Origin of the sequence: Amycolatopsis sp. AA4 (assembly GCF_002796545.1) — a bacterium.
Lineage (GTDB): Bacteria > Actinomycetota > Actinomycetes > Mycobacteriales > Pseudonocardiaceae > Amycolatopsis.
Window position 1 is genome coordinate 6,851,262 of record NZ_CP024894.1, and the last position, 21,782, is coordinate 6,873,043.

24 protein-coding genes and 1 pseudogene are annotated in these 21,782 nt (G+C 69.7%); 12 read left to right on the forward strand and 13 right to left on the reverse strand.

What is annotated here, in order from left to right; all coding sequences use genetic code 11:
• Nucleotides 1–4: 4 nt before the first annotated feature.
• Nucleotides 5–787, forward strand: coding sequence for a hypothetical protein (locus CU254_RS31560; RefSeq protein WP_009082689.1), 783 nt, complete (start codon nt 5–7; stop codon nt 785–787).
• On the opposite strand, the gene CU254_RS31565 is transcribed toward CU254_RS31560, so the two are convergent.
• The gene (locus CU254_RS31565; protein ID WP_050788327.1) at nt 774–1,709 is read right to left on the reverse strand and encodes a helix-turn-helix transcriptional regulator; all 936 of its coding nucleotides are present in this window, start codon (nt 1,707–1,709) and stop codon (nt 774–776) included. The genes CU254_RS31560 and CU254_RS31565 overlap by 14 nt on opposite strands.
• A gap of 106 nt (nt 1,710–1,815) precedes the next feature.
• Nucleotides 1,816–2,736 carry a LysR family transcriptional regulator gene (locus CU254_RS31570; protein WP_009082691.1) on the reverse strand — a complete coding sequence of 307 codons (921 nt, stop codon included), beginning with the start codon at nt 2,734–2,736 and terminating at the stop codon, nt 1,816–1,818.
• Between the two features lie 107 nt (nt 2,737–2,843).
• Here CU254_RS31570 and CU254_RS31575 point away from each other — a divergent pair, with 107 nt between their 5' ends.
• The 3 genes from CU254_RS31575 (at nt 2,844) to CU254_RS31585 (ending at nt 5,638) form a co-directional block, all read left to right on the forward strand.
• Nucleotides 2,844–3,233: a hypothetical protein gene (locus tag CU254_RS31575; protein ID WP_009082693.1), complete on the forward strand. Its 390-nt coding sequence runs from the start codon at nt 2,844–2,846 to the stop codon at nt 3,231–3,233.
• A complete protein-coding gene (locus CU254_RS31580; RefSeq protein ID WP_037715436.1) occupies nt 3,230–4,804 on the forward strand; it encodes a multicopper oxidase family protein in 1,575 nt (524 codons plus the stop codon). Before CU254_RS31575 ends, CU254_RS31580 begins: the two co-directional genes overlap by 4 nt.
• Before the next feature lie 195 nt (nt 4,805–4,999).
• Nucleotides 5,000–5,638 carry a LuxR C-terminal-related transcriptional regulator gene (locus tag CU254_RS31585; RefSeq protein WP_009082696.1) on the forward strand — a complete coding sequence of 213 codons (639 nt, stop codon included), beginning with the start codon at nt 5,000–5,002 and terminating at the stop codon, nt 5,636–5,638.
• 516 nt (nt 5,639–6,154) lie between these two features.
• Here the strand turns inward: CU254_RS31585 and CU254_RS31590 are convergent.
• Nucleotides 6,155–6,667, reverse strand: a complete 513-nt coding sequence (locus CU254_RS31590; RefSeq protein WP_009082698.1) for a response regulator transcription factor — start codon at nt 6,665–6,667, stop codon at nt 6,155–6,157.
• Nucleotides 6,668–6,871: 204 nt separating this feature from the next.
• Here CU254_RS31590 and CU254_RS31595 point away from each other — a divergent pair, with 204 nt between their 5' ends.
• From CU254_RS31595 to CU254_RS31605, 3 genes are all read left to right on the forward strand, one after another.
• Nucleotides 6,872–7,447: a TetR family transcriptional regulator gene (locus CU254_RS31595; RefSeq protein WP_009082699.1), complete on the forward strand. Its 576-nt coding sequence runs from the start codon at nt 6,872–6,874 to the stop codon at nt 7,445–7,447.
• 61 nt (nt 7,448–7,508) lie between these two features.
• On the forward strand, nt 7,509–8,222 hold the full coding sequence (locus CU254_RS31600) for an ABC transporter ATP-binding protein (protein WP_009082701.1): 714 nt from the start codon (nt 7,509–7,511) through the stop codon (nt 8,220–8,222).
• Nucleotides 8,219–8,953 (forward strand): ABC transporter permease, encoded by a 735-nt coding sequence (locus CU254_RS31605; protein WP_009082703.1) that lies wholly within the window; start codon nt 8,219–8,221, stop codon nt 8,951–8,953. The genes CU254_RS31600 and CU254_RS31605 overlap by 4 nt, the downstream gene beginning before the upstream one ends.
• Here CU254_RS31605 and CU254_RS31610 read toward each other — a convergent pair.
• Genes CU254_RS31610 through CU254_RS31620 form a run of 3 tightly spaced genes read right to left on the reverse strand, consistent with a single transcriptional unit; the run spans nt 8,950 to nt 11,585 of the window.
• Nucleotides 8,950–9,519 carry a hypothetical protein gene (locus CU254_RS31610; protein WP_009082704.1) on the reverse strand — a complete coding sequence of 190 codons (570 nt, stop codon included), beginning with the start codon at nt 9,517–9,519 and terminating at the stop codon, nt 8,950–8,952. The genes CU254_RS31605 and CU254_RS31610 overlap by 4 nt on opposite strands.
• Nucleotides 9,516–10,049 carry an RDD family protein gene (locus CU254_RS31615; protein ID WP_063631982.1) on the reverse strand — a complete coding sequence of 178 codons (534 nt, stop codon included), beginning with the start codon at nt 10,047–10,049 and terminating at the stop codon, nt 9,516–9,518. The genes CU254_RS31610 and CU254_RS31615 overlap by 4 nt, the downstream gene beginning before the upstream one ends.
• A gap of 60 nt (nt 10,050–10,109) precedes the next feature.
• A complete protein-coding gene (locus CU254_RS31620) occupies nt 10,110–11,585 on the reverse strand; it encodes an NAD(P)/FAD-dependent oxidoreductase (RefSeq protein ID WP_009082706.1) in 1,476 nt (491 codons plus the stop codon).
• Between the two features lie 80 nt (nt 11,586–11,665).
• Between CU254_RS31620 and CU254_RS31625 the strand changes: the two genes are divergently transcribed.
• The gene (locus CU254_RS31625) at nt 11,666–12,307 is read left to right on the forward strand and encodes a TetR/AcrR family transcriptional regulator (protein WP_009082708.1); all 642 of its coding nucleotides are present in this window, start codon (nt 11,666–11,668) and stop codon (nt 12,305–12,307) included.
• Here the strand turns inward: CU254_RS31625 and CU254_RS31630 are convergent.
• The 6 genes from CU254_RS31630 to CU254_RS31655 all read right to left on the reverse strand — a co-directional run bounded on the left by CU254_RS31630 (nt 12,294) and on the right by CU254_RS31655 (nt 17,542).
• Entirely contained in the window at nt 12,294–13,151 is an 858-nt protein-coding gene (locus tag CU254_RS31630) for a sigma factor (RefSeq protein ID WP_009082710.1), read from the reverse strand. The two genes, CU254_RS31625 and CU254_RS31630, sit on opposite strands and share 14 nt — an antisense overlap.
• A gap of 11 nt (nt 13,152–13,162) precedes the next feature.
• Nucleotides 13,163–14,203 carry an NAD(P)/FAD-dependent oxidoreductase gene (locus CU254_RS31635; RefSeq protein ID WP_050788329.1) on the reverse strand — a complete coding sequence of 347 codons (1,041 nt, stop codon included), beginning with the start codon at nt 14,201–14,203 and terminating at the stop codon, nt 13,163–13,165.
• 65 nt (nt 14,204–14,268) lie between these two features.
• Nucleotides 14,269–14,730 (reverse strand): GNAT family N-acetyltransferase, encoded by a 462-nt coding sequence (locus tag CU254_RS31640; RefSeq protein ID WP_037715442.1) that lies wholly within the window; start codon nt 14,728–14,730, stop codon nt 14,269–14,271.
• An 83-nt stretch (nt 14,731–14,813) separates the two neighbouring features.
• On the reverse strand, nt 14,814–16,394 hold the full coding sequence (locus CU254_RS31645) for an ABC-F family ATP-binding cassette domain-containing protein (RefSeq protein ID WP_009082716.1): 1,581 nt from the start codon (nt 16,392–16,394) through the stop codon (nt 14,814–14,816).
• 324 nt (nt 16,395–16,718) lie between these two features.
• Nucleotides 16,719–16,892 (reverse strand): hypothetical protein, encoded by a 174-nt coding sequence (locus tag CU254_RS45070; RefSeq protein ID WP_199786030.1) that lies wholly within the window; start codon nt 16,890–16,892, stop codon nt 16,719–16,721.
• Nucleotides 16,893–16,978: 86 nt separating this feature from the next.
• Nucleotides 16,979–17,542 (reverse strand): trans-aconitate 2-methyltransferase, encoded by a 564-nt coding sequence (locus CU254_RS31655; protein WP_037715444.1) that lies wholly within the window; start codon nt 17,540–17,542, stop codon nt 16,979–16,981.
• A gap of 87 nt (nt 17,543–17,629) precedes the next feature.
• Between CU254_RS31655 and CU254_RS31660 the strand changes: the two genes are divergently transcribed.
• Nucleotides 17,630–18,208 (forward strand): helix-turn-helix domain-containing protein, encoded by a 579-nt coding sequence (locus tag CU254_RS31660; protein ID WP_037715446.1) that lies wholly within the window; start codon nt 17,630–17,632, stop codon nt 18,206–18,208.
• On the opposite strand, the gene CU254_RS31665 is transcribed toward CU254_RS31660, so the two are convergent.
• Nucleotides 18,198–19,160: a sigma-70 family RNA polymerase sigma factor gene (locus CU254_RS31665; protein WP_009082722.1), complete on the reverse strand. Its 963-nt coding sequence runs from the start codon at nt 19,158–19,160 to the stop codon at nt 18,198–18,200. The genes CU254_RS31660 and CU254_RS31665 overlap by 11 nt on opposite strands.
• A gap of 76 nt (nt 19,161–19,236) precedes the next feature.
• Here CU254_RS31665 and CU254_RS31670 point away from each other — a divergent pair, with 76 nt between their 5' ends.
• The 3 genes and pseudogenes from CU254_RS31670 to trpA all read left to right on the forward strand — a co-directional run bounded on the left by CU254_RS31670 (nt 19,237) and on the right by trpA (nt 21,775).
• Complete coding sequence (locus CU254_RS31670) at nt 19,237–19,839, forward strand: maleylpyruvate isomerase family mycothiol-dependent enzyme (protein WP_009082723.1); 603 nt, start codon at nt 19,237–19,239, stop codon at nt 19,837–19,839.
• 63 nt (nt 19,840–19,902) lie between these two features.
• Nucleotides 19,903–21,065, forward strand: a pseudogene (trpB, locus tag CU254_RS31675) (tryptophan synthase subunit beta).
• Nucleotides 21,062–21,775: a tryptophan synthase subunit alpha gene (trpA, locus tag CU254_RS31680; protein WP_037715448.1), complete on the forward strand. Its 714-nt coding sequence runs from the start codon at nt 21,062–21,064 to the stop codon at nt 21,773–21,775. The pseudogene trpB and the gene trpA overlap by 4 nt, the downstream one beginning before the upstream one ends.
• Nucleotides 21,776–21,782: the final 7 nt, after the last annotated feature.

The following is a 21,782-nucleotide window of genomic DNA, read 5'->3' on the forward strand; positions in this document are numbered from 1 at the left end:
CGCCATGGGTGAGATCTGCCGGAAGTTCGCCGCCGGCGCGGCGATCGCGGTCGCGGCGCTCCTGTCCGCCGGTCCCGCCGAGGCCGCCGGGGCCTCGTGGGTCGCGCCGCCGTCGGAGCAGGACGTCGCGGCCGCGGTCAAAGCCGCGGAAACGGCACGCGCGATCAGTTTCGCCAAGTCGAACTTCCGGCAGGTCGGCCACGCCGACCCGGGCCGGATCACCCTCTTGCCCAAGGGTTTCCCGGTCTACACGCTCAATCCGGACTTCGTCACGGAGAAGCCGGGAGCCCCGGCCGGGGTGCTGCGGTCGATCGCGGTGACGGCCACCGCGGCCACCGGCGCGAAAGCCACCCTCCGCGCCGCGCCCGACCATAACGCGCCGAGCGGCTGGTCGGTCGGGAACGTGTTGTCCGGCAACGACGAGGAGACGCTCAGCGCCCGGCTGCGCCCGGGTTCGGTGCTGCTGAACGAACCCCAGATCAACGGGTGGTACGACCTCGGCCGCGACGGCGTCGTGCTGCTGCAGGCCAGTCTTCCGCAGTCGCCGGTCGGCCAGTTCACGCCGATCGCCGAATACCAGCGGCAGGTGCATTCCCGGTACGCCGACAAACTGCCCGGTTCCGATTACCAGCGCGGCGGCGGGATCGGGTTCAAGCAGACCCTCCAGCGCGACACCGGACCGGCCGGGTCGCTGCTCGTCGGGCTGATCGTGTTCGGCTCGGCGGTGGTGCTCGGCGGCGCGTTCCTGCTGTGGCGCTGGACGAAACGGCGGATCAGTCCCAAATGAGATCGACCCCGGCGATGCCTACGCCGAGTTCCTCGAAGTAGGCGCTGACCGTGTTCCCCGGCCCGCAGAACAGCGGCTCGCGGACCAGCAGTTCGAGGTCTTCCCTCGGCCGGACGGTCCGCAGGCAGCGCGCGGGCAGCGCGGCCGGGTGGAAGCGCAGCCGCAGCAGGTACGCCGACATGCGGGAGCGCACGACCCGGTGGAAATTCCCCGGCCGGACCGAGGCGGCGGGACGCAGCGTGAACCCGAACGTGTGCGTCTCGCCCTCGGCGAGGCCCCGGTCGAAGAGCACCTCGAACACCATCCCGGACGACCGCGCGCTGCGGCGCACCCGCCCGACCCGGCAGCCGTCGACCGCGATGATCTCCGTCGCCGTGACGTCGCTGCCCTCCTCGTCCTGGTGCGTCACCAGGAAGCTGTCCGGGCCGGATCTTCGCGCGCGCACCACCATGGTCGACGAGATCTCCTCGGTGCGGCCTTGCGCGCCGAGGGTCAGCACGTCGACCACCGTCGCGACGTCGAGGTCCGCGTTCTCCTCGACGCCCGGCGTTCCGCTCAGCTCGTCGCGCAGCGCGAACGTTTCCGCCCAGCTCTGCTGGAGTTCCGGCAGCGACGGCCTGCGGTCGGCGTCCGCGGTCCGGTGCGGTCCGATCAGCACGACCAGGCTGTCCGGCGGCAGGTTCAGCACCGACTCCAGAGCGCGCACGACGTCGAGCGACCGGGGTGCGGACGGACTGCGCAGGCCGCGCTGCCAGTAACTCAGCGTGGACTCGGCGACCGACACCCCGTGCGCGGCGAGATGCGCGCGGAGCCGCGAAAGCGACAACCCGCGCCGGTCGACGGCCTCGGACAACGCGCGGTGAAACGGGCCGGACCGGACTGTTCGCGCCGACCACCGGACCGCCAAGCTCTGCTGCTGCATCTGGCTTCCCCTGCTCGTGCCGAATAGCTGTTCAGCATGAGCAGTTCGTGACCGGGCAACAACCGTCCATGGTCGAGAATCGGGCAAATCCCCTCGCTGAAGCGGGCTAGGCTCGTAGCCCAAACGGCGCAAACGGTTCCTGCTCGGACGGTTCACGGGCGAAGTAGGCCACGGCGAACTCCGTCAGGCGTTGTGCCGCTGCGGAAAGATACGCATCCGCCCGCTGCACCACGGACAGCGTCCGAGAGCAATCCGGGACGTCCAGCTCAAGCCCGACGGCCGCCTCGTCCTTGGCGGCCTGCCGGGCGACCTCCGGCACCAGGCCGATCCCCAGTCCGCTCGCGATGAGCTGGCCGGTCGCGCCGGGTTCGTCGCTTTCGCAGGAGTAGTTCGGTTCCAGGCCGGCCTCGGCGAAAAGGCGGTCGGCGAGGGTGCGCGGCCAGTAGCCGGGGCGGGTGGTCACCATGGGCTCGTTCGCGAGATCCGCCATCCGCACGCGTTTGCGTCCCGCGAGCCGGTGCGTGCTGGGCACCGCGAGCAGCACTTCCTCGCGGAGCAATTCCCGTGCCTGCAGGCCGGGTTGCCGCAGCGGTTGCGACGCGAAGCACAGGTCGACCTCGCCCGCGCACAGCTGCTGCGCCATGGTTTCCGCCGACGATTGGTACAGCCGCAGTTCGATGCCGGGATACTCGGCGCGGAAGGCGCTCATCAGGCCGGTGAGCGTGAGCAGGGTTTCCGACGCGACGGCGACCCGGCCGTGGTCCAGACCAGCCAGGTCGACGAGCTCCTGACGCGCGTCGTCGAGTTCGCGCAGGGCCCGGTCGACGCGGCGCAGGAACGTGGCGCCGAAGTGGTTGAGCCGCAGTCCCCGCCCGGCGCGTTCGAACAGCGGCACGCCGAGATCCGCCTCCAGCCGCGCGATCGCCCGGCTCAGCGACGGCTGGGCGATGTGCAGTTCGGCCGCCGCCTGACTGAGGTGGCCGCGGTAGGCGACCGCCTGGAAGTAGCGCAGCAGCAGCAGGTCCATCTCATAGCTCCGAGGTCATGAATACATGGCGAATTTGGTCTTGGACGGCATGAGAACTTCAGCTTAGCGTCTGTTCGGGGGAAGTCTTACGCGCACAAGGGGGAACGGTGACCGAAGCGGTCCTGACCCGCGGGCGGACGGTGCTGGCGGTGCTGCGGGCCGTCGTGACGGTGCACGCCGTCGCGATCCTCGGACAGCCGGTGTTCGCCGGGCGGTATCTGATCGGCGATTACGACATGCTGGCGATGCACGAACTCGGCGCGAACATCGTGTCGACGGTCGCGCTGGTGCAGCTCGTGCCTGCCGCGCTGTACTGGTGGCGCGGCGGCGTCCGATGGCCGTTCTGGACGAGCCTGCTGCTGGCCGGCGGCGAGACCGCGCAGTATTTCGCCGGGCAGGCCGGTGCGCTTGACCTGCACATTCCGCTCGGGGTCGCGCTGGTCGCGATCGCGCTCGGCACGCTGTTCGGCATCTGGCGCACCGGGGCGCGGCGATGAGCGGGATGTCGCGCCGCCGGTTTCTCGGGCTGGCGGGCGGAGCCGGAGTGGTGCTCACGGCCGGGTTCGTCACCCCGCGGTTGTTGCGTCCGGCCGCGGCCACCGGCGAGCTGCTGACCAGCGAAGTGCCGCTGCCGCACCCGTTTCAGGTGCCCTTGCCGCTGCCGCCGGTGCTGCAGCCGGTGTCCCGCGACGGCGGCGTCGACCGGTACGAGATCGTGCAGCGGGCGAGCACCGCGGAGATCCTGCCTGGCCTGCGCACGCCGATTTGGGGCTATCAGGGCATTTTCCCCGGACCGACGATCGAGTCCCGCAGCGGCCGGACCACGATCGTCCGGCACCGCAACGAACTTCCGGTGCCGACCGTCGTGCACCTGCACGGCGGACGCACGCCGCCGGAGTCGGACGGATACGCCACCGACCTCGTCCTGCCCGCCGACGGCCGATACCTCGCCAGTGCCGGGCACGGGCATTCGGGGATGGCCGACCCGGACGCCGTCGTCACCACCGGCACGCGCGAGTACACGTATCCGTTGCGGCAGAAGGCCGCGATGCTCTGGTATCACGACCACCGGATGGATTTCACCGGTCCGGCCGTGTATCGCGGACTCGCCGGGTTGCACATCGTCCGCGACGACGAGGAAGACGCCCTGCCGCTGCCGCGCGGCGAGCGAGAGCTCCCGCTCCTGATCACCGACCGCGCGTTCGCCGAGGACGGATCGATGCGGTACCCGTCGCTGGATCCTTCCCTGCGATCCGTTCCCGGGGTCGAAGATGCTTACGCGGCAGGTGTTCTCGGCGACGTGCTGCTGGTGAACGGCGCACCGTGGCCGGTCGCGGAGGTCTCGGCGACCCGGTACCGGCTGCGATTCCTCAACGGTTCCAACGCCCGCCGGTACGACCTCGCGCTCAACCCGCCACCGCCGAGCGGACCTGCTTTTACCCAGATCGGCTCGGACCAAGGTTTGCTCGACGCCCCGCGCGGCCACGAGCATCTGCCGATCGCTCCCGCCGAACGGTACGACATGGTGGTCAATTTCGGCGCCTATCCGGTCGGTACCGAGGTGACGCTGGTGAACCGGCTCGGCACTGGTTCCACCGCACAGGTCATGCGGTTTCGCGTCGCTCGCCGGGCGCAGGACGACAGCTTTGTCCCGGCTCGACTGTCCGAAGTGGAGCATCTGGACCGGGCACAAGCGACCGTGACGCGCGAGTTCGCTTTCCGAAGTGGACAGTTCAACGGCAGGCACGGCTGGACCATCGGCGGCGAAGCCTTCACCCCGACGAAAATCGCGGCCCAGCCGAAACTCGGCGACGTCGAGATCTGGCGTTTCGTCGCGGATCTGCACCATCCGATCCACCTGCACCTGGTGCACTTCCAGATACTTTCCCGCGGTGGCAAAGCACCCGCACCACACGACGCGGGCCGCAAGGACACCGTGGACCTTCAGCCCGGCGAAGCAGTCGAGGTGATCGCGCGGTTCGACGGGTACCGAGGGCGGTACATGTTCCACTGCCACAACGCGGAGCACGAGGACATGGGGATGATGGCCACGTTCAGGACCGTCTAGCCGGGACCTGGCACGAGGCCGCGGATCGTGTGAACGCCGTCCGGTCGTGCGGGCAATTACCAGCACTGGACTCCCGTCTAGTGCTATCGTGCAACGAGGGTTACAGGTACTAACGTTCAATTACCTCCTTAACTGACGATGGACTGCCGAGGCAGATCGACCCTGCGCGCCGGGACGACTGGTCTGTGAGCTGACATGAGCGCATTGCCCGAACGAGTGGCGATCATCGCCGCCGATCCGATCAGCGGCGAGGGCGCCGCCGCCTACCTGCGCGGCGCGGCCCGCTATGCCGTGCTGGCTCCCGGCGAGGTCCCGCGCGCGGACGTCCTGCTCGTGATCGTGCCGGAGGTCCGCGAGAAAACCCTGCTCGACCTGGCGCGGATCCGCCGGACCACGCTCGTCGCGGACGTGCGCGCGGTGCTGGTCGCGGACCGGATCGAGAAGGCCGAACTGAGCAGACTCGGCGGATTCGGCCTGTCCGCGGCGCTGTACCGGGGTTCCGCGACGCGCGAGAAGCTCCTGGACGCGCTGGCCGCCCGGGTGCCCGCGGGCGAACCGGAAGACGTCCGCGCGGCCAGGCTGGCGAGCGAGTTCCGCACCAGCGAGGGCGAGGCCCAGTACCCGCGCGGCCTCCTCGACCGGCACCGGTTGCAGAGCCGAGAGGTGGAAATCCTCGGCCTCCTCGCGGACGGTTTGGGCACGGTCGAAATCGCCGAGCGGCTGGCGTATTCGGAACGGACGATCAAGAACATCATCAGCACGCTCCTCGTGCGGTTCGACCTGCGAAACCGCTCGCACGCGGTCGCGTACGCGCTGCGGACCGGCATCATCTGAGCGCCCGCCCCGTTTCTCGGCCGCGCTCGGACGGCCGCGCCGGGCGGCGGGGAGTCTCGGGTTTCGCAGGCCTTGCCCGCCGGGCGCGTGAATGCAGCGAGGGGCGCGGTCGTCGCATGGCTTGCCCGCCGCGACCGCACGGCACAGCCACAAGCCCCGACTTCCGCAGACCTTGCCCGCCGCGGTCGCGCGAGATAGCGGGGAGCCTCAAGCTTTCGAGGGCCTTGCTCGCCGGGGCCCCGCGACGCAGTCCCAAAGCCTGACCTCCCGCACAACCCACCCGCCGAGGTCACGCGGCGGCCGGAAGCCTCAAGCTTGCGCGGGCCTTCTCCTCCGCGCTCGCGCGGCACAGTCAGAAGCCCGACCTCCCGCACAACCCACCCACCGGGCTCACGCGGCGGCCGGAAGCCTCAAGCATGCGCGATGCAGCCCAAACCCCAACCTCCCGCCGACCCCGCCCCCACGACCGCACAGCGCAGCCAACCGCCCACGACTTCCTGCCAAACCCCACCCGCCTCAAATCGCCCCGTTGCGAAGTGCGTAAGCGACCGCGTGCGTGCGGTTTCGCAGGTCCAGCCGTTGCGACAGATCGTGGATCACCTTCTTCACCGCACGCTCCGAGAAGTTGATTTTCTCCGCGGTTTCCGCCGTGTCGAGGCCTTCGGCCAGCAGCCGCAGTACGTCGATTTCCCGTTGTGTCAGGCCGGAACTGTGCGTCGGCCGGGGGTGGGTCGGGCGGCGGACGTGGCTGAGCGGCGTGCCCAGCGCCGCCGGGGGAAGGATTGCTCCGCCGTGCGCGGCGGTCAGCACCGCGGCCGCCAACTGCTCGCTCGACGTGCGCTCGCGGTCCAACAGGGCGACCACGTTGCACTCCACCGCGGTCAGCACCGCCGGGCCTGCGGCCTCCTCGTTGGCCAGCAGGACCACCGGAGCGTCCACAGTGGCCTTGAGCCCGCGCAACGTCGACGTCACCGCCACCGACAGCAACTCGGCCGCGACGACGACTACGTCCGCCTCGTCGGTCGCCACGGAAACTCCGGCCGGGCCTGCAGCCAGCTCCGGATCCCCGTGTCGGCAAGGGGATCCGAGGCTCGGATCAGCACCCGGACCGCTGTCTCGTTCATTGCTCCCCCTCCTGTCCGGCCCCGGAGTCAAGACCGGCGAGGCAAAGATCAGGCACAGCCAGCTGTACGCCCATGGTCCCGCGATACTGGAGCGGACGAAAGGACGCCGATGGCACGGACGGGACGCCGCCCCGGGCAGACCGAGACGCGGGAGGCCATTCTGGCCGCCGCGCGGGACCTGTTCGGGCGGAACGGCTACGAGGGCGCGACGATCCGCGCGATCGCCGCCGAGGCGGGCGTGAATCCCGCGCTCGTGCACCACTTCTTCGGCAGCAAGGACCAGGTCTTCGCGACCGCGCTGCATCTCCCGGCCGACCCCGGCGTCGTGGTCGCCGCGATCCTCGACGGGCCGCGCGCCGAGGTCGGCGAACGGCTCGTCCGGCTGTTCCTCACGCTCTGGGAAACCCCGGCCTCGCGCGACGCGTTCTTCGGCGTGCTGCGCTCGGTGTCCACCACCGAACAGGCCGCGGACATGCTGCGCGGCTTCATCCAGGGCGCGCTGCTCGACAAGATCGCCGACGCGCTCGACATCCCGCCCTTGCGGGTCACCGGCATCGCCGCCCAGCTGGTCGGGCTCGCCATGGTCCGCTACGTCATCCAGGTCGAACCTCTCGCCGGGGCCTCGCACGAGGACGTCGTCGCGTTGATCGCTCCGGCGGTGCAGCAGTACGTCGACCGCACCTGACCTCGGCTGATCCGCCAGTCCGCGCTTGACAGGGAAATTCCGCGCGCGCAGAATTAACCGCATGATTAATTCCGCGGTGGTCATCGACGGCCTGCGCGTCGTCCGCGGTGGCCGGGAAGTGCTGCGCGACGTGAGCTTCCGCGTCGAGCCCGGTTCGGTCACCGGGCTGCTCGGACCGAGCGGCTGCGGGAAGACCACGTTGATGCGCGCCGTCGTCGGCGTGCAGGTGACCCACGGCGGCACGGTCACGGTGCTCGGCGAACCCGCCGGAAGCCGCCGGTTGCGCAAGCGGATCGGGTACGCCACGCAGGCGCCGGCGGTCTACGCCGACCTCACGGTCACCGAATCCCTGCGCTACTTCGCCGCCGTGCTGGGCGCGCCGGCCCGGTCGGTGAGCGACGCGATCGAGCAGGTCGGCCTCGGTTCGCACGCGGACGCACTGGTCGGGCGGCTCTCCGGCGGCCAGCGCAGCCGCGCGAGCCTCGCCGTCGCGCTGCTCGGCGAACCCGAGCTGCTCGTGCTCGACGAGCCGACCGTGGGGCTGGATCCGTTGCTGCGCGAGCATTTGTGGAACGTTTTCCATCGCCTCGCCGCGGACGGCACCACGCTTCTGGTGTCCAGCCACGTCATGGACGAGGCCGCCCGGTGCACCCGGCTGCTGCTGATGCGCGACGGTGCGCTGCTCGCCGACGATTCTCCGGACGCCCTGCGCGCGGCCACCGGCGAACAAGACCTCGAACGCGCGTTCCTGCACCTCGTGAAGGCTCAGCGATGACTGCCTCGATCACTCTCGCCACCACTCGCCGCATCCTCGCCCAGCTGCGGCACGACCCGCGCACGGTCGTGATGCTCATCCTCGTGCCGACGCTGCTGATGGTGTTGCTGCGCTTCGTGTTCAACTCAGCTGAGGTGTTCAGCCGGATCGCGCCGGCACTGCTCGGCGTGTTCCCGTTCGTGATCATGTTCCTGATCGCGTCGATCACGACCCTGCGCGAACGCACCGCGGGCACCCTGGAACGGCTGATGACGTTGCCGCTGGGGAAATTCGACCTGCTCGCCGGGTACGCGCTGGCGTTCGGCCTGGTCGCGGTGCTGCAGGTGGCGGTCGCGACAGCGGTCAGCCTGTGGTGGCTCGGGCTGACGGTGGCCGGTTCGGTGTGGTCGCTGCTGTTGATCACCGCACTCGACGCGTTGCTCGGCATGGCGCTGGGGCTGTTCGTGAGCGCGTTCGCGACGAGCGAGTTCCAGGCGGTGCAGTTCATGCCGCTGTTCGTGCTGCCGCAAGCCTTGCTGTGCGGGCTTTTCCAGCCGCGCGACCAGATGGGCTGGGTGCTGCACTGGCTGTCGGACGTGATGCCGCTGTCCTACGCCGTCGAAGCGCTCACCCAGGTGACGCACAGCTCGGCCTGGACGACATCGTTGACCCGCAACATCCTCATCGTGCTCGGCTGCGCGGTGCTGGCGTTGGGACTCGGCGCGGCGACGCTGCGCCGTCGCACGCCTTAAAGCCGCCGAGCCGCTGCCTCGTAAGCCGCGCGGTTGCGGTTGAGCCATTTCGCGAAGTACTGATCGGACTGCGCGTAGACGTATCCCGGCGGGACGAACAAAACCGCGAAGACCACGAAGGTACCGAGCCCGATGATCGCCAGCTTCAGCTCAGCGTCCGAGGGCGGAGAGGACATAAAGGACAGTCCACATACGACGGCCGTCAAACAACCCATCCCCGCCGCGGCAAAGAAAGCTCCCCGCACGTTCCCCGGCGTTCGACCGGCGGGCGGATGCGAACCAGGATTCAACGCGCGTTCGGTCGCCGGCCTGGCACGCCAGATCAAGACTCCGCCGAGCCACAAAACCGCGAAGAAGACACCGCCGCCCGCCAGGCTGAACCCTCCCGCGGCGGAATGCGCCAGCATCCCGACCAGGAGCCCGCTGAGACCGAAGAGCCCGGCGAGGCTGGCCGTCATCACGCGGTAGACCCGGCGCATGGTGACGATCGCCTGCAGCCGGGTGGTGTAGTCGCGCAGCCGTTGTTCGGGGGTGTCCGCGACCGCGCGGACCTGGTACCCGCTCATGGCTTCCGCACGAACCCGGCCGCGCGGAGCCGTTCGGTCTCGCGGACGTCGATGCTCGTGCGGACCCCGTTCGTCACGGTGACGTCGCCGTTCAGCACACCCAGCGCGATGATCACGAAGCCGAGCGTGCGTATCAGCATCGCCCAGCCCGCCTTCCAGAGCCCGATCCGGCCGCCGTCGCGGAGCCGGACCAGGCGAATGCCGTTGAACAACGCGCCGAGGCCGCGTCCGTTGCCGTAGAACCAGCCGTACAGCAGCGGCAGGACGAACAGCCCCGCGATCCCGATCACGCTCGCCCCGACCGCGGCGTCGACGGCGTTCGACTTCGCGTAGTACGCCACCGCCGCGGCCACCGAGAGGCCGGTGACCAGGAGGAAGTCGACCAGCCACGCCCAGATCGTGGACGCGGTGCGCGCCTCGACATACAGGTCGCCGTTCTCGAAGGCGCGGATCCGCGCCGCCGCGCCCTTGCCCAGGGCAGGCTCGGCCTGCGTGCGGAGGCTGGCCAGGACGTCTTGCTGAGTGTTCACGCCATCCTCGACGCCGATCGGGGGCCGGAGGTTCCCCGGACCGGCACACCTCACCCGGGCTCAGGCGAAGCTGTAATCCTCCAGCGGGAACCGCACCGCCTCGCGGTGCGCGCTGATCGTAGACGTCGGACGCAGCAGGGTCGCCTCGCCGTGCTGGTTGAAGTAGTAGCTGTTGGCCGTCGCGCACTGGCCGAGCGCGAACACCGAGTGCCCGACCTTGTGTTTCATCCGGTCCAGGAACTCGTCGTTCGCCCGCTGGGTCACCTCGAACACGTCCGAGCCGCGGGCGCGCATCCCCTTGAACAGCCGGTCGATGTGCTTCATCTGGCATTCGATGGTCGTGAAGTACGACAGGCCGCTGTAGGAATACGGGCTGTTCAGCGAAACCAGGTTCGGGAAGCCGGGCACGGTCACGCCCTCGTACGCCTGGAACCGGTTGTCGCGCCACCATTTGCCGAGGTTCTTGCCGTCCCGGCCGATGATCTCGATCGCCGGGAAGTTCGTGTCCCACAGGTTGAAGCCGGTGGCCAGCACGAGCGTGTCGATCTCGGTGCGCTTGCCGTCCGCGGTGACGATCCCGGACTCGTCGATCCGCTCGATGCTGGTGGTTTCGAGATGCACGTGCGGACGGGTGAAGGCCGGGAAGTAGTCGTTGGAGAACGCCGGCCGCTTGCAGCCGAAGGAGTAGTCCGGCGTCAGCTTGCGGCGCAGTTCCGGGTCGCGGACCTGGCGGTACAGATGCGCGCGGCACCAGCGTTCGGCGATCCGGTTGGCCCCGCGGAACTGCCGGTACTGCACGACGCCGGAGATCATCATCAGCTCCAGGATCGAACTGCCCGCCAGCCGCACCGCGCGCTGCACCAGCGGCAGTTTCGCGAACGCCTGCTGCACCGGCTTCGGCACGGCGTAGTCCGGCTTCGGGCTGACCCAGATCGGCGTGCGCTGGTAGACCGTCAGTTCCGCGGCGGCCTTGGCGATCTCCGGGATGAGCTGGACGGCCGTCGCGCCGGTGCCGATCACCGCGGCGCGTTTGCCGGTCAGGTCGTAGCTGTCGTCCCACTGCGTGGTGTGGATGACCTTGCCCGCGAACTTCTCGATGCCCTCGATGTCCGGCATCTTCGGCTGAGAGAGGAACCCGGTGGCGGTGAGCAGGTACTTCGCGGTGACCGTCTCGCCGCCTTCGATGCTGACCCGCCAGCTGGAGCCGTCCCAGGTCGCGCCGGTCACCACCGTGCCGAAGCGCATCGAGGCGCGCAGGCCGTACTTGTCGGCGACGTGCTCGGCGTACTTCTTCAGCTCCGCGCCCGGCGCGAACAGCCGCGACCAGTACGGATTCGGTTCGAACGAGTAGGAGTAGGTGGACGACGGGATGTCGACGGCCAGCCCCGGATACCGGTTCACGTGCCAGGTCCCGCCGAGGTCGTCCTCGCGGTCGAGAATCAGCAGGTCGCGGTAGCCGAGGCGGCGCAGCTGGATGGCCGCCCCCATGCCCCCGAAGCCCGCGCCGACGATGACTGCGTCGTACTGCGCGTCCATGTCCGACCTCTCGTCCGGAACTACTTGTCAGTAACGGAACGGTATGTCACTTGGCCGAGCTTGGCAATACACTGCAGTGCGTGACAGCCCAGGAGAGCGCCCGCACCACCCGAGCCGAGCGCAAGAAGCAGGAACTGCGCCGCGAGATCATCGACGCGGCGTTCGACTGCTTCGCCGACCTCGGCTACCACGCCACGGGCATCTCCGACATCGCCACGAAGCTCGGCATCGGGCACGGCACCTTCTACCGCTACTTCCAGAACAAGCGCGACATCGTGGACCACGTCATCGACGACCTGGTCGCCCGCATCGTCACCGCGCTCACCGCGGAGAACGCGCCGGACGCGGTGTCTACTTTGGACGCTTACCGCGAGCAGACCGCGCGGATCGGCGACGCGCTGGCGCAGATCTTCGGCGAGGACCCGCGCGTCCCGCGGCTGCTGCTCTTCGAAGCCGCCGGTATCGACAAAGCGATGGCGGCGCGGGTACTGGACTTCTTCGAACTGGCCACCGAGCTGACCGCGGCGTACCTGTCGCACGGCGTCGAACTCGGGTACCTGCGCGCGGATCTCGACATCGAGAACAGCGCGCGGGCGATCAACGGCATGATCCTGGCGTCGGCGATCGCCTCGCTGCGCAATCCGGACCCCGACGAACAGCGCCGGTTGAGCGAGGCCGTGCGGCGGATGATGTACGACGGGATCGCGGCTAGGCGAGACTGATCTCGGTCAGCTTGTCGGGGTTGCGCACGAAACACAGCGTCGACACGCCCTTTGCTCCGGCTCGCACCGTGACGGTGGTCGTCGCCTTGCCGTCCTGCAGGAAAACCGCGCCAGCGCTGCCGTTGATGATCGCCGGGACGATCGTCACCTCCTCCATCGTGGAGATTCCGAGGAGGAACCGCGCGATCCGGTCCGGTCCGAACAACGGCTTGCGCGCGGCCAGCACCTTGCCGCCGCCGTCGGAGTACAGGACCGCGTCCGGCGCGAGCAACGCGGCGACCCTCTCGATCTCGCCGGACAGCACCGCGTCGGCCAGCTTCGCCAGCGCCTCGGCGTCGCGCTTTCCCTGATCCGGCAAGGAATCGCCGATCGCCGAGGTCACCGCCCGTTGCGCGCGCGAGACGAGTTGGCGGGCCGCGACGGGCGTCGTCTCCAGTACCTCGGCGACCGACGGGTAGTCGACGTCGAGGACCTTGCGCAGAACATACGCGGCCGCCTGCTCCGGCGTCAACGTGCTGAGCACGAAGTCGAGCGCCTGGCCCAGACCGTCGCGATGCAGCACCTCCCACTCCGGCGAATCCCCTTCGACCACCGGGTCCGGCAGCCAGGGATCGGGGTAGTTCTCGCGCCGGCGCCGCTGCGCGCGAACCGCGTTGAGCGCCAGCCGCGACACCATCACGGACAGAAACGCGTGCGGCTTGCGGACCGTGGCGAGGTCCGCCCGGGACCAGGTTTCCCACGCGTCCTGCACGACGTCCTCCGCGTCGTGGCGCGATCCGGTGATGTGGAAGGCGGCGGCGAGCATCGTCGACCGATGCGCGGTGAAGACGGCACCGTGGTCCATGCCGGCCAACTCTAGGCGCCGGCCGGCCACGAGTAGCGACCCGCGCGGTCCCGTTCCTGGGTCAGCCATCGCACGGTCATCCGGCAGATCGTCTCCTTGACGAGCCCGCCTGCCCGCCCGTCGATCGCGAGCGCGCGCTCGGTGTCGTCCGGATGCAGGAACTGGACGCGACCTCGTCCGCTGCCGAGATCGGTGCACTGGAGGACGTAGCCCATCCGGAACGCTTCCCCGGCCCGCCCTTCGCGGCGCGCGGTGAGAACGTCGGCGGCGTGGGCGCCCATCGGCAACGCCGTCGCGCACGCGGCGCGAAGGTAACTGGGCGATGCGAGGTGCACGGCGTCGCCCGCGCCGAGGACGTTCGGGTGTCCGGGGACGGTGAGCTGCTCGTCCACCAGCAAGCGGCCGAAGCCGTCGACCGGCAGTCCCGAATCGGCGGCGAGGCTCGGCACGGTGAAGCCGGTGGTGTCCACGACGAGCCCGTCGAGCGCGGCCGGATCGACGCGTCGGCCAAGCTCGATCTCGACCCCTTGTTTGGCGAGAAACCGCAGGTGCGCCTGGATCGCACGGCGTTCTGGGGCAGTGGAGACCAGCTTCACCGCGCGTCCGGCCTCGCGCAGTGCCCCGGCCAGCTCGACGCCGGTCAGGCCCGCGCCGACGACGGTGACCGGCGCGTCCGGTGCCTCGGCGAGGGCGGCGCGGAACCGTCCGGATTCCTCCTCGGAGACGATCCGGTAGGCGCCGTTGTGGTCGCTGGCCCCGGATCCGACCGCGTAAACGAGGGTGTCGTAGGGCAGGTTTTCGCCGGAGGCCAGCTGGACCTTGCCGTCGCCGATCTTGGTCGCAGTGTCGCGGACGACCTCGACGGCCGGGTTCAGCACGGTTTCCAGGTCGAGCCGGGCGTTCTCCCGGAGGCCAGTTGCCACGCGGTGCAGGCGAATCCGCTCGACGAACCACGCATTCGGCGTGACCAGCACCACTTCTTCGCCGCGCCCCGCCAGCCGGTTCGCGGCCATGACCCCGGCGTATCCCCCGCCGAGCACTGTCGTCGTCATGCGGTCCTCCTCCGCTCTCGGGTGTTCGGCAGATGGACACCGGGCGCGGAAGATCTGTGACAGCTTCAGAGACGGAGGGACAGGTACGTGCTGTTCGGGTCGTCTCGGTAGCTTCCGAACGGTGCGCACGGGGTGAAGCCCGCTCGCGTATACAGAGCGCGGGCCGGGGCGAAGAAGTCCATGCTGCCGGTCTCCAGGGAGACGCGTTCGATGCCGCGGTCTTTGGCGTCCTGGAGCAGGTGATCGAGCAGCGTGCGAGCGATGCCTTGCCCGCGGCGAGCGGGGTCGGTGCGCATGCTTTTCAGTTCCTCGTGCCGGGGTTCCAGCGCGGCCAGGGCGGCGGTGCCGACCAGGTGCTGGCCGTCTCGGACGGTCCAGAGCCGGATGCCGGGACGCTGGAGCGCGGCCAGATCGAGGGCGTGGCGGCTCTCCGGCGGAGCGGTCGGAGCGAGATCGTCCAGGTGGGCCTGCAGGAAGGTGCGGAGTTGCGGGTTCGCGAAGTCGGCTCGCTCGATCACCAGGGGCATGGCTCCAGGCTGCCCGGCGGATGTTTCGGGGCGGTTAGCGCCCGAGGTGACGTTGAGCGCACCCAACGCCACCTCGGAGCGGTTCAGAGCGCCAGCCTCGGCCAGGAAGCCGTGTCGCGCAACAACTGCCGGTCGTGCGTGGCCACCACCACCGCGGCCGGGGTCGCGTGCAGGGCCTCGGTCAGCTCGTCGACCAGCGTCGCGGACAGGTGGTTCGTCGGCTCGTCCAGCAGCAGTACCTGCGGGCGCGCCGCCAGGACCAGCGCCAGATCCAGCCGCCGCCGGGCTCCGGTCGACAGTTCGGCGATCGGGCGGTGCCGGTCGTATCCGCTGAGCAAGCCGGAATCAGCCGCGCCCGGGAAGCGTTGCTCGAGCAACTCGGCAGGCGTGCGCCGGGCCGGGAGGTCGGATTCCTGGCCCAGCCAGCCGATCCGCACCGACCGGGCGCGCGTGATCGTGCCCGACGTCGGTTCCAGTCTCCCGGCCAGAACCGCCAGCAGCGTCGACTTTCCCGCCCCGTTCCGCCCGGTGACGACGAGCCGGTCCGCGCCGCCGAGGGTCAGGTCGACCGGCTGGTCCAGCCGTCCGGCGACGGCCACCCTGGCCGCTCGAACCGCGACTGTTCCTTGGTGCTGCGGCAATTCCGGCAGGACGAACCGCGCTGGCGGTGGCGGAACGGCCACGACGTGCGCGTTCAACTCCTCTTGCCGCCGGTGCACCGCGCGGACCAAACCCGGCGCGCGAGTTGCGCGCGTGTGCCTGCCGTGGCCCTTTTCCGGACGCCAGTTGTCCCGCAATCGGTTCTGCGCGGCGGAAAGGTCGTCCGCGAGCCGCTGTCGTTCGGCTAGTTGCTCGGCGTGCAGTGCCTCCCATCGAGCCCGTTCGGACTGCCGGGCCTCGACGTACGCCGCATAGCCACCGCCGTAGCCGCGCGGACGGCCGTCGCTCGATGGGTCGAGGTCCAGGAAGGACGTGGCGACGTCGGCGAGCAACGCCCGGTCGTGGCTCACCAGCACGACCACACCCGGGTACGCACGCAGCCGGTCGGTGAGGTGCGCGAGACCGGACGCGTCGAGGTGGTTGGCCGGCTCGTCCAGCAGCAGCACGGAATGCCCCGCGCCGAGCAGACACGCCAGCCGGACCCGATGCCGCTGCCCGACCGACAACGTGCCGAGCGGACGGCTCCGCTCGTCGACCGCGTTCAGCGCGGCCAGCGAAACCTCGACCCGCCGATCCGCGTCCCACGCGTCGAGCGCTTCGGCGTCCGAAAGGGCTTGGGCAAACACTTCCTCGGCACCGGGCTGTCCTTCGGCGAGCGCGGTCGTCGCGGTTTCCAAGCAGGCCAGTGCATTGCGTACGGCCGCCAGTTCGAGATCGATCAGATCGCCGACAGTTTCCTGGTCTCCCAACGGAATCTGCTGGTCGGCAACGCCGATCGTGCCCGCCCGGCGAACCTCGCCGTGATCGACCGGCTGAGTGCCAGCCAGTACGCGCAACAGGGTGGTCTTGCCCCGGCCGTTCTCGCCGACAACGGCGACCCGGTCGCCGGCCGCGGCGACCAGATCGACCCCAGCGAGCACGGGACGGCCGCCGAAGGCGACGTGGACGTCGGACAGCCGGATATGCGCCGTGCGCACGAGCGCAGGCGAAAGCGGAGAGGTCATGAGGGAATTGCCTCCGGAGAAACGTGATCAGCGACAAGGACGAGGGCCGGTGCCGCGAACGCGCGCGGTACCGGTGGAGGCGGTGAACCCTCAGAGGTAGAACTGGTGCTGTATCACGATCGCCAGGGTAAAGATCGTCCGAGCGGCGCGCATCCGAATTAACGGTGCACAGCGCGCACTGCCAGCACGACCGGCAGCGGAGTCCCGGACTCGGCGAAGCGGTCGAGAGTCAGCCCGGCGTCGCGGAATCCGGGTCGCCGCGGTCGGCGAACCCGCCGCAAAAGCACGGATGGACGCCGACGTGCACGAAAACTCCGCCAGGCCTTAGCACTCTCGACACTTCGCGCAGCATGGCGAATACGCGGACATGTCGGTGTGCGCCAGAACTGCGACGACCGCGGCGACGCTGTGGTCCCGAACCGGCAGCCGCGCGCGGGCGTGTCGCAGCATCCCGCTCGACAGGTCGACGCCAAGCGGGGTCCAGCCCAGCTCTCGCACCAAGGCAGCGTGCGCGCCGGTGCCGCAGCCGATCTCCAGGCATACGCCGCTCCGTGCACTACCGAACCGCTGTCAGCCGCCACCGATTACGCGTTGGGCGTAGAAACCTTGCGGGCACAGAGGATCGTGTCGTGCAGTTCCCCGCCGTGGACCTTCCGCGTCCGGTTCTCCGCGACAGCGATCACCCACTGCGCAGGGTCCAGCCCGACGTCCTCGACAGTGATCGTCGACTCCGGCGGATGCAGTTCCCCGTGATGGTGCCCGACGACCAGCAACGTCCCGCCCGGCGCGACCCACTCCGCCAGCCGCTCGAACAGCGGCCCGGCGGCGTGCACGTAATGAGTGGCGACCAGGTCGAACTGCCCGTCCGGAGTCCACTCCAGCAGGTCAGCACACACCCACTCGACCGCGCTCGACCGTTCGCGCGCGTGCCGCAGCACTTCCTCCGACAGGTCGACCGCCGTCACCTGCCAGCCGTGTTCGGCGAGCCAGCGCGCCTCGTTTCCTTCCCCGCAGCCCGCGTCCAGCGCGCGGCCGGGCGGGAGTTTCCCCGCCTCCTCGACCAGCTGCGGATGCGGTGCGAGCCGCGCGTGCCCGGCGGCGCCGGCCCAGTGCTCGTCCCAATAGGACTGATCGAATGCGTGCGGCACAACGGTTCCTTCCCTCGTTCCCGTTCCAGCTTGCAAACCCTCCGGCAAGACTGGCAAGGGAACTTGCCAATCTGTCAAACTCGGGGAATGGACGACGACCGAGCCCTGGACGCAGTCGGCCCCCGGCTGCGCGAGCTGCGCCGGAAACGGGAGATCACGCTGGCCGAACTGTCCGCGCGGACCGGCATCGCGGCCAGCACCCTGTCCCGGCTCGAGTCCGGCAACCGGCGGCCGACCCTGGAACAGCTGCTGCCGCTGGCCCGCGCGCACGGCGTGACCCTCGACGAACTGGTCGACGCCCCGCAAACCGGCGACCCGCGCATCCATCTCCGCCCGATCAGCTGCGCGGACGGCGTGACGATCCTGCCGTTGACGCGCCGTCCGGGCGGGATCCAGGCGTACAAATTCATCCTGCCCGGACAACGGAAGAAACAGGAACCCGATCCCAAAACGCACGAGGGCTACGAGTGGACTTATGTCCTCAATGGACAGCTACGGCTGGTGCTCGGCGAGCACGACCTGACGCTTTCCCCCGGCGAGGCGGCGGAATTCGACACCCGGGTCCCGCACTGGTTCGGCGCGGCGTCAGCGGAACCGGTCGAGTACCTGTGCCTGATCGGACGGCAGGGGCAGCGCGCGCACGTGCGGGCCGCGCCTAAGGCCTGACGGTCGCGGGCAGCCCGAAGGCTGGGAAATGCTCGGCTCCGAGGAAGGACGTGAGGTCGCAGATCCGGTCCTCGCGCAAGGTCAGCACGGTGATCGACCACGCCTCGTGCGGGGCAGTCGCCGAACCGCCGAGGTAGAACGCCACCGCGGGCTGGGCGTTCGCACTGGTCAGCCGGAAGCGCCAGCTGGGGCAGCGCGTGATCGGGACCTGGACGGCGAACTCTGTCACGGCGGCGCGGCCGCGGTACCACTGCGGCAGCGGCGGCATCGACCAGGTGACGTCCTCGGTCAGCAGGTTCACCAGGCCGTCCACGTCGCCGTCGGCCAATGCGGTCGCGAAACCGGTCACCAGCTCCTGGAGCCGGGCGTCGCCGAGCGTGCGCAGGGTTTGCTGTTGAGTCCGGGCGGGGACGTGCGCCGAGATGGTCCGGCGGGCGCGCGCCAGTGCGGAGTTCACCGAGGTCACGGACGTTTCCATGATCGTGGCGATCTCGGCGGCGGAGAACCCGAGGACGTCGAACAGCAGCAGCGCCGCCCGCTGATTGCCCGGCAGGTGGCGGCACGCGGCGACGAAAGCCAGCTCGACCGCCTCGCGTTGTTCGTAACTGGCCGCGGGGAAGTCGGGGCAGGGACCCAGCCAGGCCACGTCGGTGCGCGGGGCCTCGAACGCGACCTGTTCGCTCGACGGGCCCAGGTCGACTGGCAGCGCGCGGCGACCACGCTGCTCGATGAGATCCAGACAGGTGCGCGTGGCCACCGTGTACAGCCAGGTGCGCAGCGCACTGCGGCCCTCGAACCCGGGCAGCCCGCGCCACGCTCGCAGCAGCGCCTCTTGCACGGCGTCGTCGGCGTCGTGGATCGAGCCGAGCATCCGGTAACAGTGCGCACGCAGTTCCGCACGCAACGGGGCCACCGCTCGGGTGAACGCGGATTCCGAAGAAAATTCCCCCACGACCGACGATTCTGCCGCATCCGGCCGGTCTCACCCGGCATCGACTATCGAGCACCGACTACCGAGGAGACCTGGAATGACCTGGCCGCAGATCCACACCGAACGCGCCGCGCTGGCCGATGACCTGTCCGACGCCGCGTGGAGCACGCCCTCGCTGTGCGCGGGGCTCTCCGTCCGGGAGGTGCTGGCCCACCTCACCGCGGGCGCGTCGCTCACGCCGGTGCGCTGGATGGCGGGCGTCCTCCGCTGCCGGTTCGACTTCGACCGGCAGGTCGCGATGCGGCTGGCCGAGCACCTCGGCGACAGCCCGGCCGACACGCTGGCCCGCTTCCGCCGCGTCATCACCAGCACCACCAAACCGCCGCTGCCGGTCGTGGCGATGCTCGGCGAGACCGTCGTGCACGGGGAGGACATCCGCCGTCCGCTCGGCATCCGCCGCGACTATCCGATCGACACGCTCACCGCGGTGGCGCGCTACTACCTCGGCTCCGACCTCGTGGTGCTCGCCAAGGGGCGGGTCCAAGGCCTCCGCCTCGAGGCGACCGACAGTGACTTTTCCGGCGGCTCGGGACCCCTCGTGTCCGGCCCGACGCTCGCGCTGATCATGGCGATGACCGGCCGTTCCCGGTTCCTCGGCGACCTGGACGGCGACGGCGTCGAGGTGCTGCGGCAGCGCTGACGGGCTTGCGTCCCGCCGCCAAGAGTTCTATAACAGTGGAGACAGTTATAGAACTCTAAGGAGATGCCCATGCGCACCCCGACCCAGGAAGGACGCTTCGGGGAGTACGGCGGGCGCTGGGTGCCGGAATCCCTGGCGCCCGCCTGCCTCGAAGTTGCCGACGCGTTCGAGAAGGCCTGGGTCGACCCGGGCTTCCGCGAGCAGCTCCAGATGATGCTCGCCCGGCACGTCGGCAGGCCAACGCCGCTGACGCCCGCCGAGCGGCTGTCCGCGGAACTCGGCGTGCACGTCGTGCTCAAGCGGGAGGACCTCACGCACACCGGATCGCACAAGATCAACAACGCGGTCGGCCAGGCGCTGCTCGCGAAGCGGATGGGCAAACGGCGGCTGATCGCCGAGACCGGGGCCGGGATGCACGGCGTCGCGACGGCCACCGCGGGCGCGCTGTTCGACCTGCCGGTCACGGTGTTCATGGGCGAACAGGACGTCGAACGCCAGTCGCACAACGTGTTCCGCATGCGCTATCTCGGCGCGGAGGTCGTCCCGGTGCGCACCGGCAGCCGCACGCTCAAGGACGCGACCAGCGAGGCGATGCGGCACTGGGTCAGCTCGACCGAGGAGGCGCACTACTGCCTCGGCTCGGTCGTCGGGCCGCATCCGTATCCGTGGCTGGTGCGCGAATTCCAGCGCGTGATCGGCGACGAAGCCCGCGAGCAGCATGCGACCGTGCCGGATTTCGTCGTCGCGTGCGTCGGCGGCGGATCCAACGCGGCGGGCACTTTCGCCGGATTCACCGACACCAGCGCGCGGCTGGTCGGGGTGGAGGCGATCGGCGGATCGGGCGCGACGTTCGGCCAGGCCGGGGTGCTGCACGGCTCGCGGTCGCTGTTCCTGCAGGACGACCACGGGCAGATCCTCGAAGCCCATTCGATCGCGGCCGGGCTGGACTACCCCGCGTCGGACCCGAACACGCGCACCTGCGCGACCTCGGCCGGGCTCGGTACGTCGCGGTGAACGACGAAGCAGCGGTCGCCGCGGCCGCGCAATTGGCGCGTACCGAGGGAATCATCCCGGCCCTCGAATCCGCGCACGCGCTCGCCTGGGTGGCCGAAGCCGCCGGCACACCGGATCTTCCGGCTGGGTCGACGGTTCTGCTCACCCTGTCCGGCCGCGGCGACAAGGACATCGCCACGCTGATCGCCCGCTCCGAGGAGACCCGCGCATGAAGACCGACCGGAAAATCCTGATGCCGTATCTCACCGGCGGGGTAACTCCACAGTGGACGGACTACCTCCCGGCGCTGATCGAAGCCGGTGCGGACGCGATCGAAGTCGGCATCCCGTTCTCCGATCCGACTTTGGACGGCGCGACCATCCAGGAAGCGTCCAACGTCGCCCTCGCCAATGGAACGACTCCGCGAAGTGTCCTCAATGCCCTTTCGGAGACCACAGTGGACGTTCCCATCATCGTGAGCACGTACGCCAACTTGGCTGTCCGCAAGGGTTTCTGCGCCGAGCTGAAGGAAGCCGGAGTCGACGGTCTGATCGTTCCGGACCTGCCGCTGGAGGAAGTGCCCGCGATCGAGGAGGGCATCGACCTGGCGCTGCTGGTCTCCCCCGCGACCCCAGCCGACCGCGCCCACGAGATTGCCGCGCGGAGCCGAGGTTTCGTCTACGCCGTCTCGTCGATGAGCACCACCGGCGAACGCGACCACTTGCCCGCTTCCGCGATCGACCTGGCCACCCGGCTGAAGAACGCGACCGACCTGCCGGTCCTGGTCGGTTTCGGCATTTCGCAACCCGCGCACGCCGCCGAGGCCGCGAGCGTGGCCGACGGCGTGATCGTGGGCGCGGCGATCATGCGCCGGGTGCTCGACGGCGCCGGTCCGGCCGAGGTCGGCGAGTACGTCGCGACCCTGCGAGCCGCGCTGGACTAGAATCCGC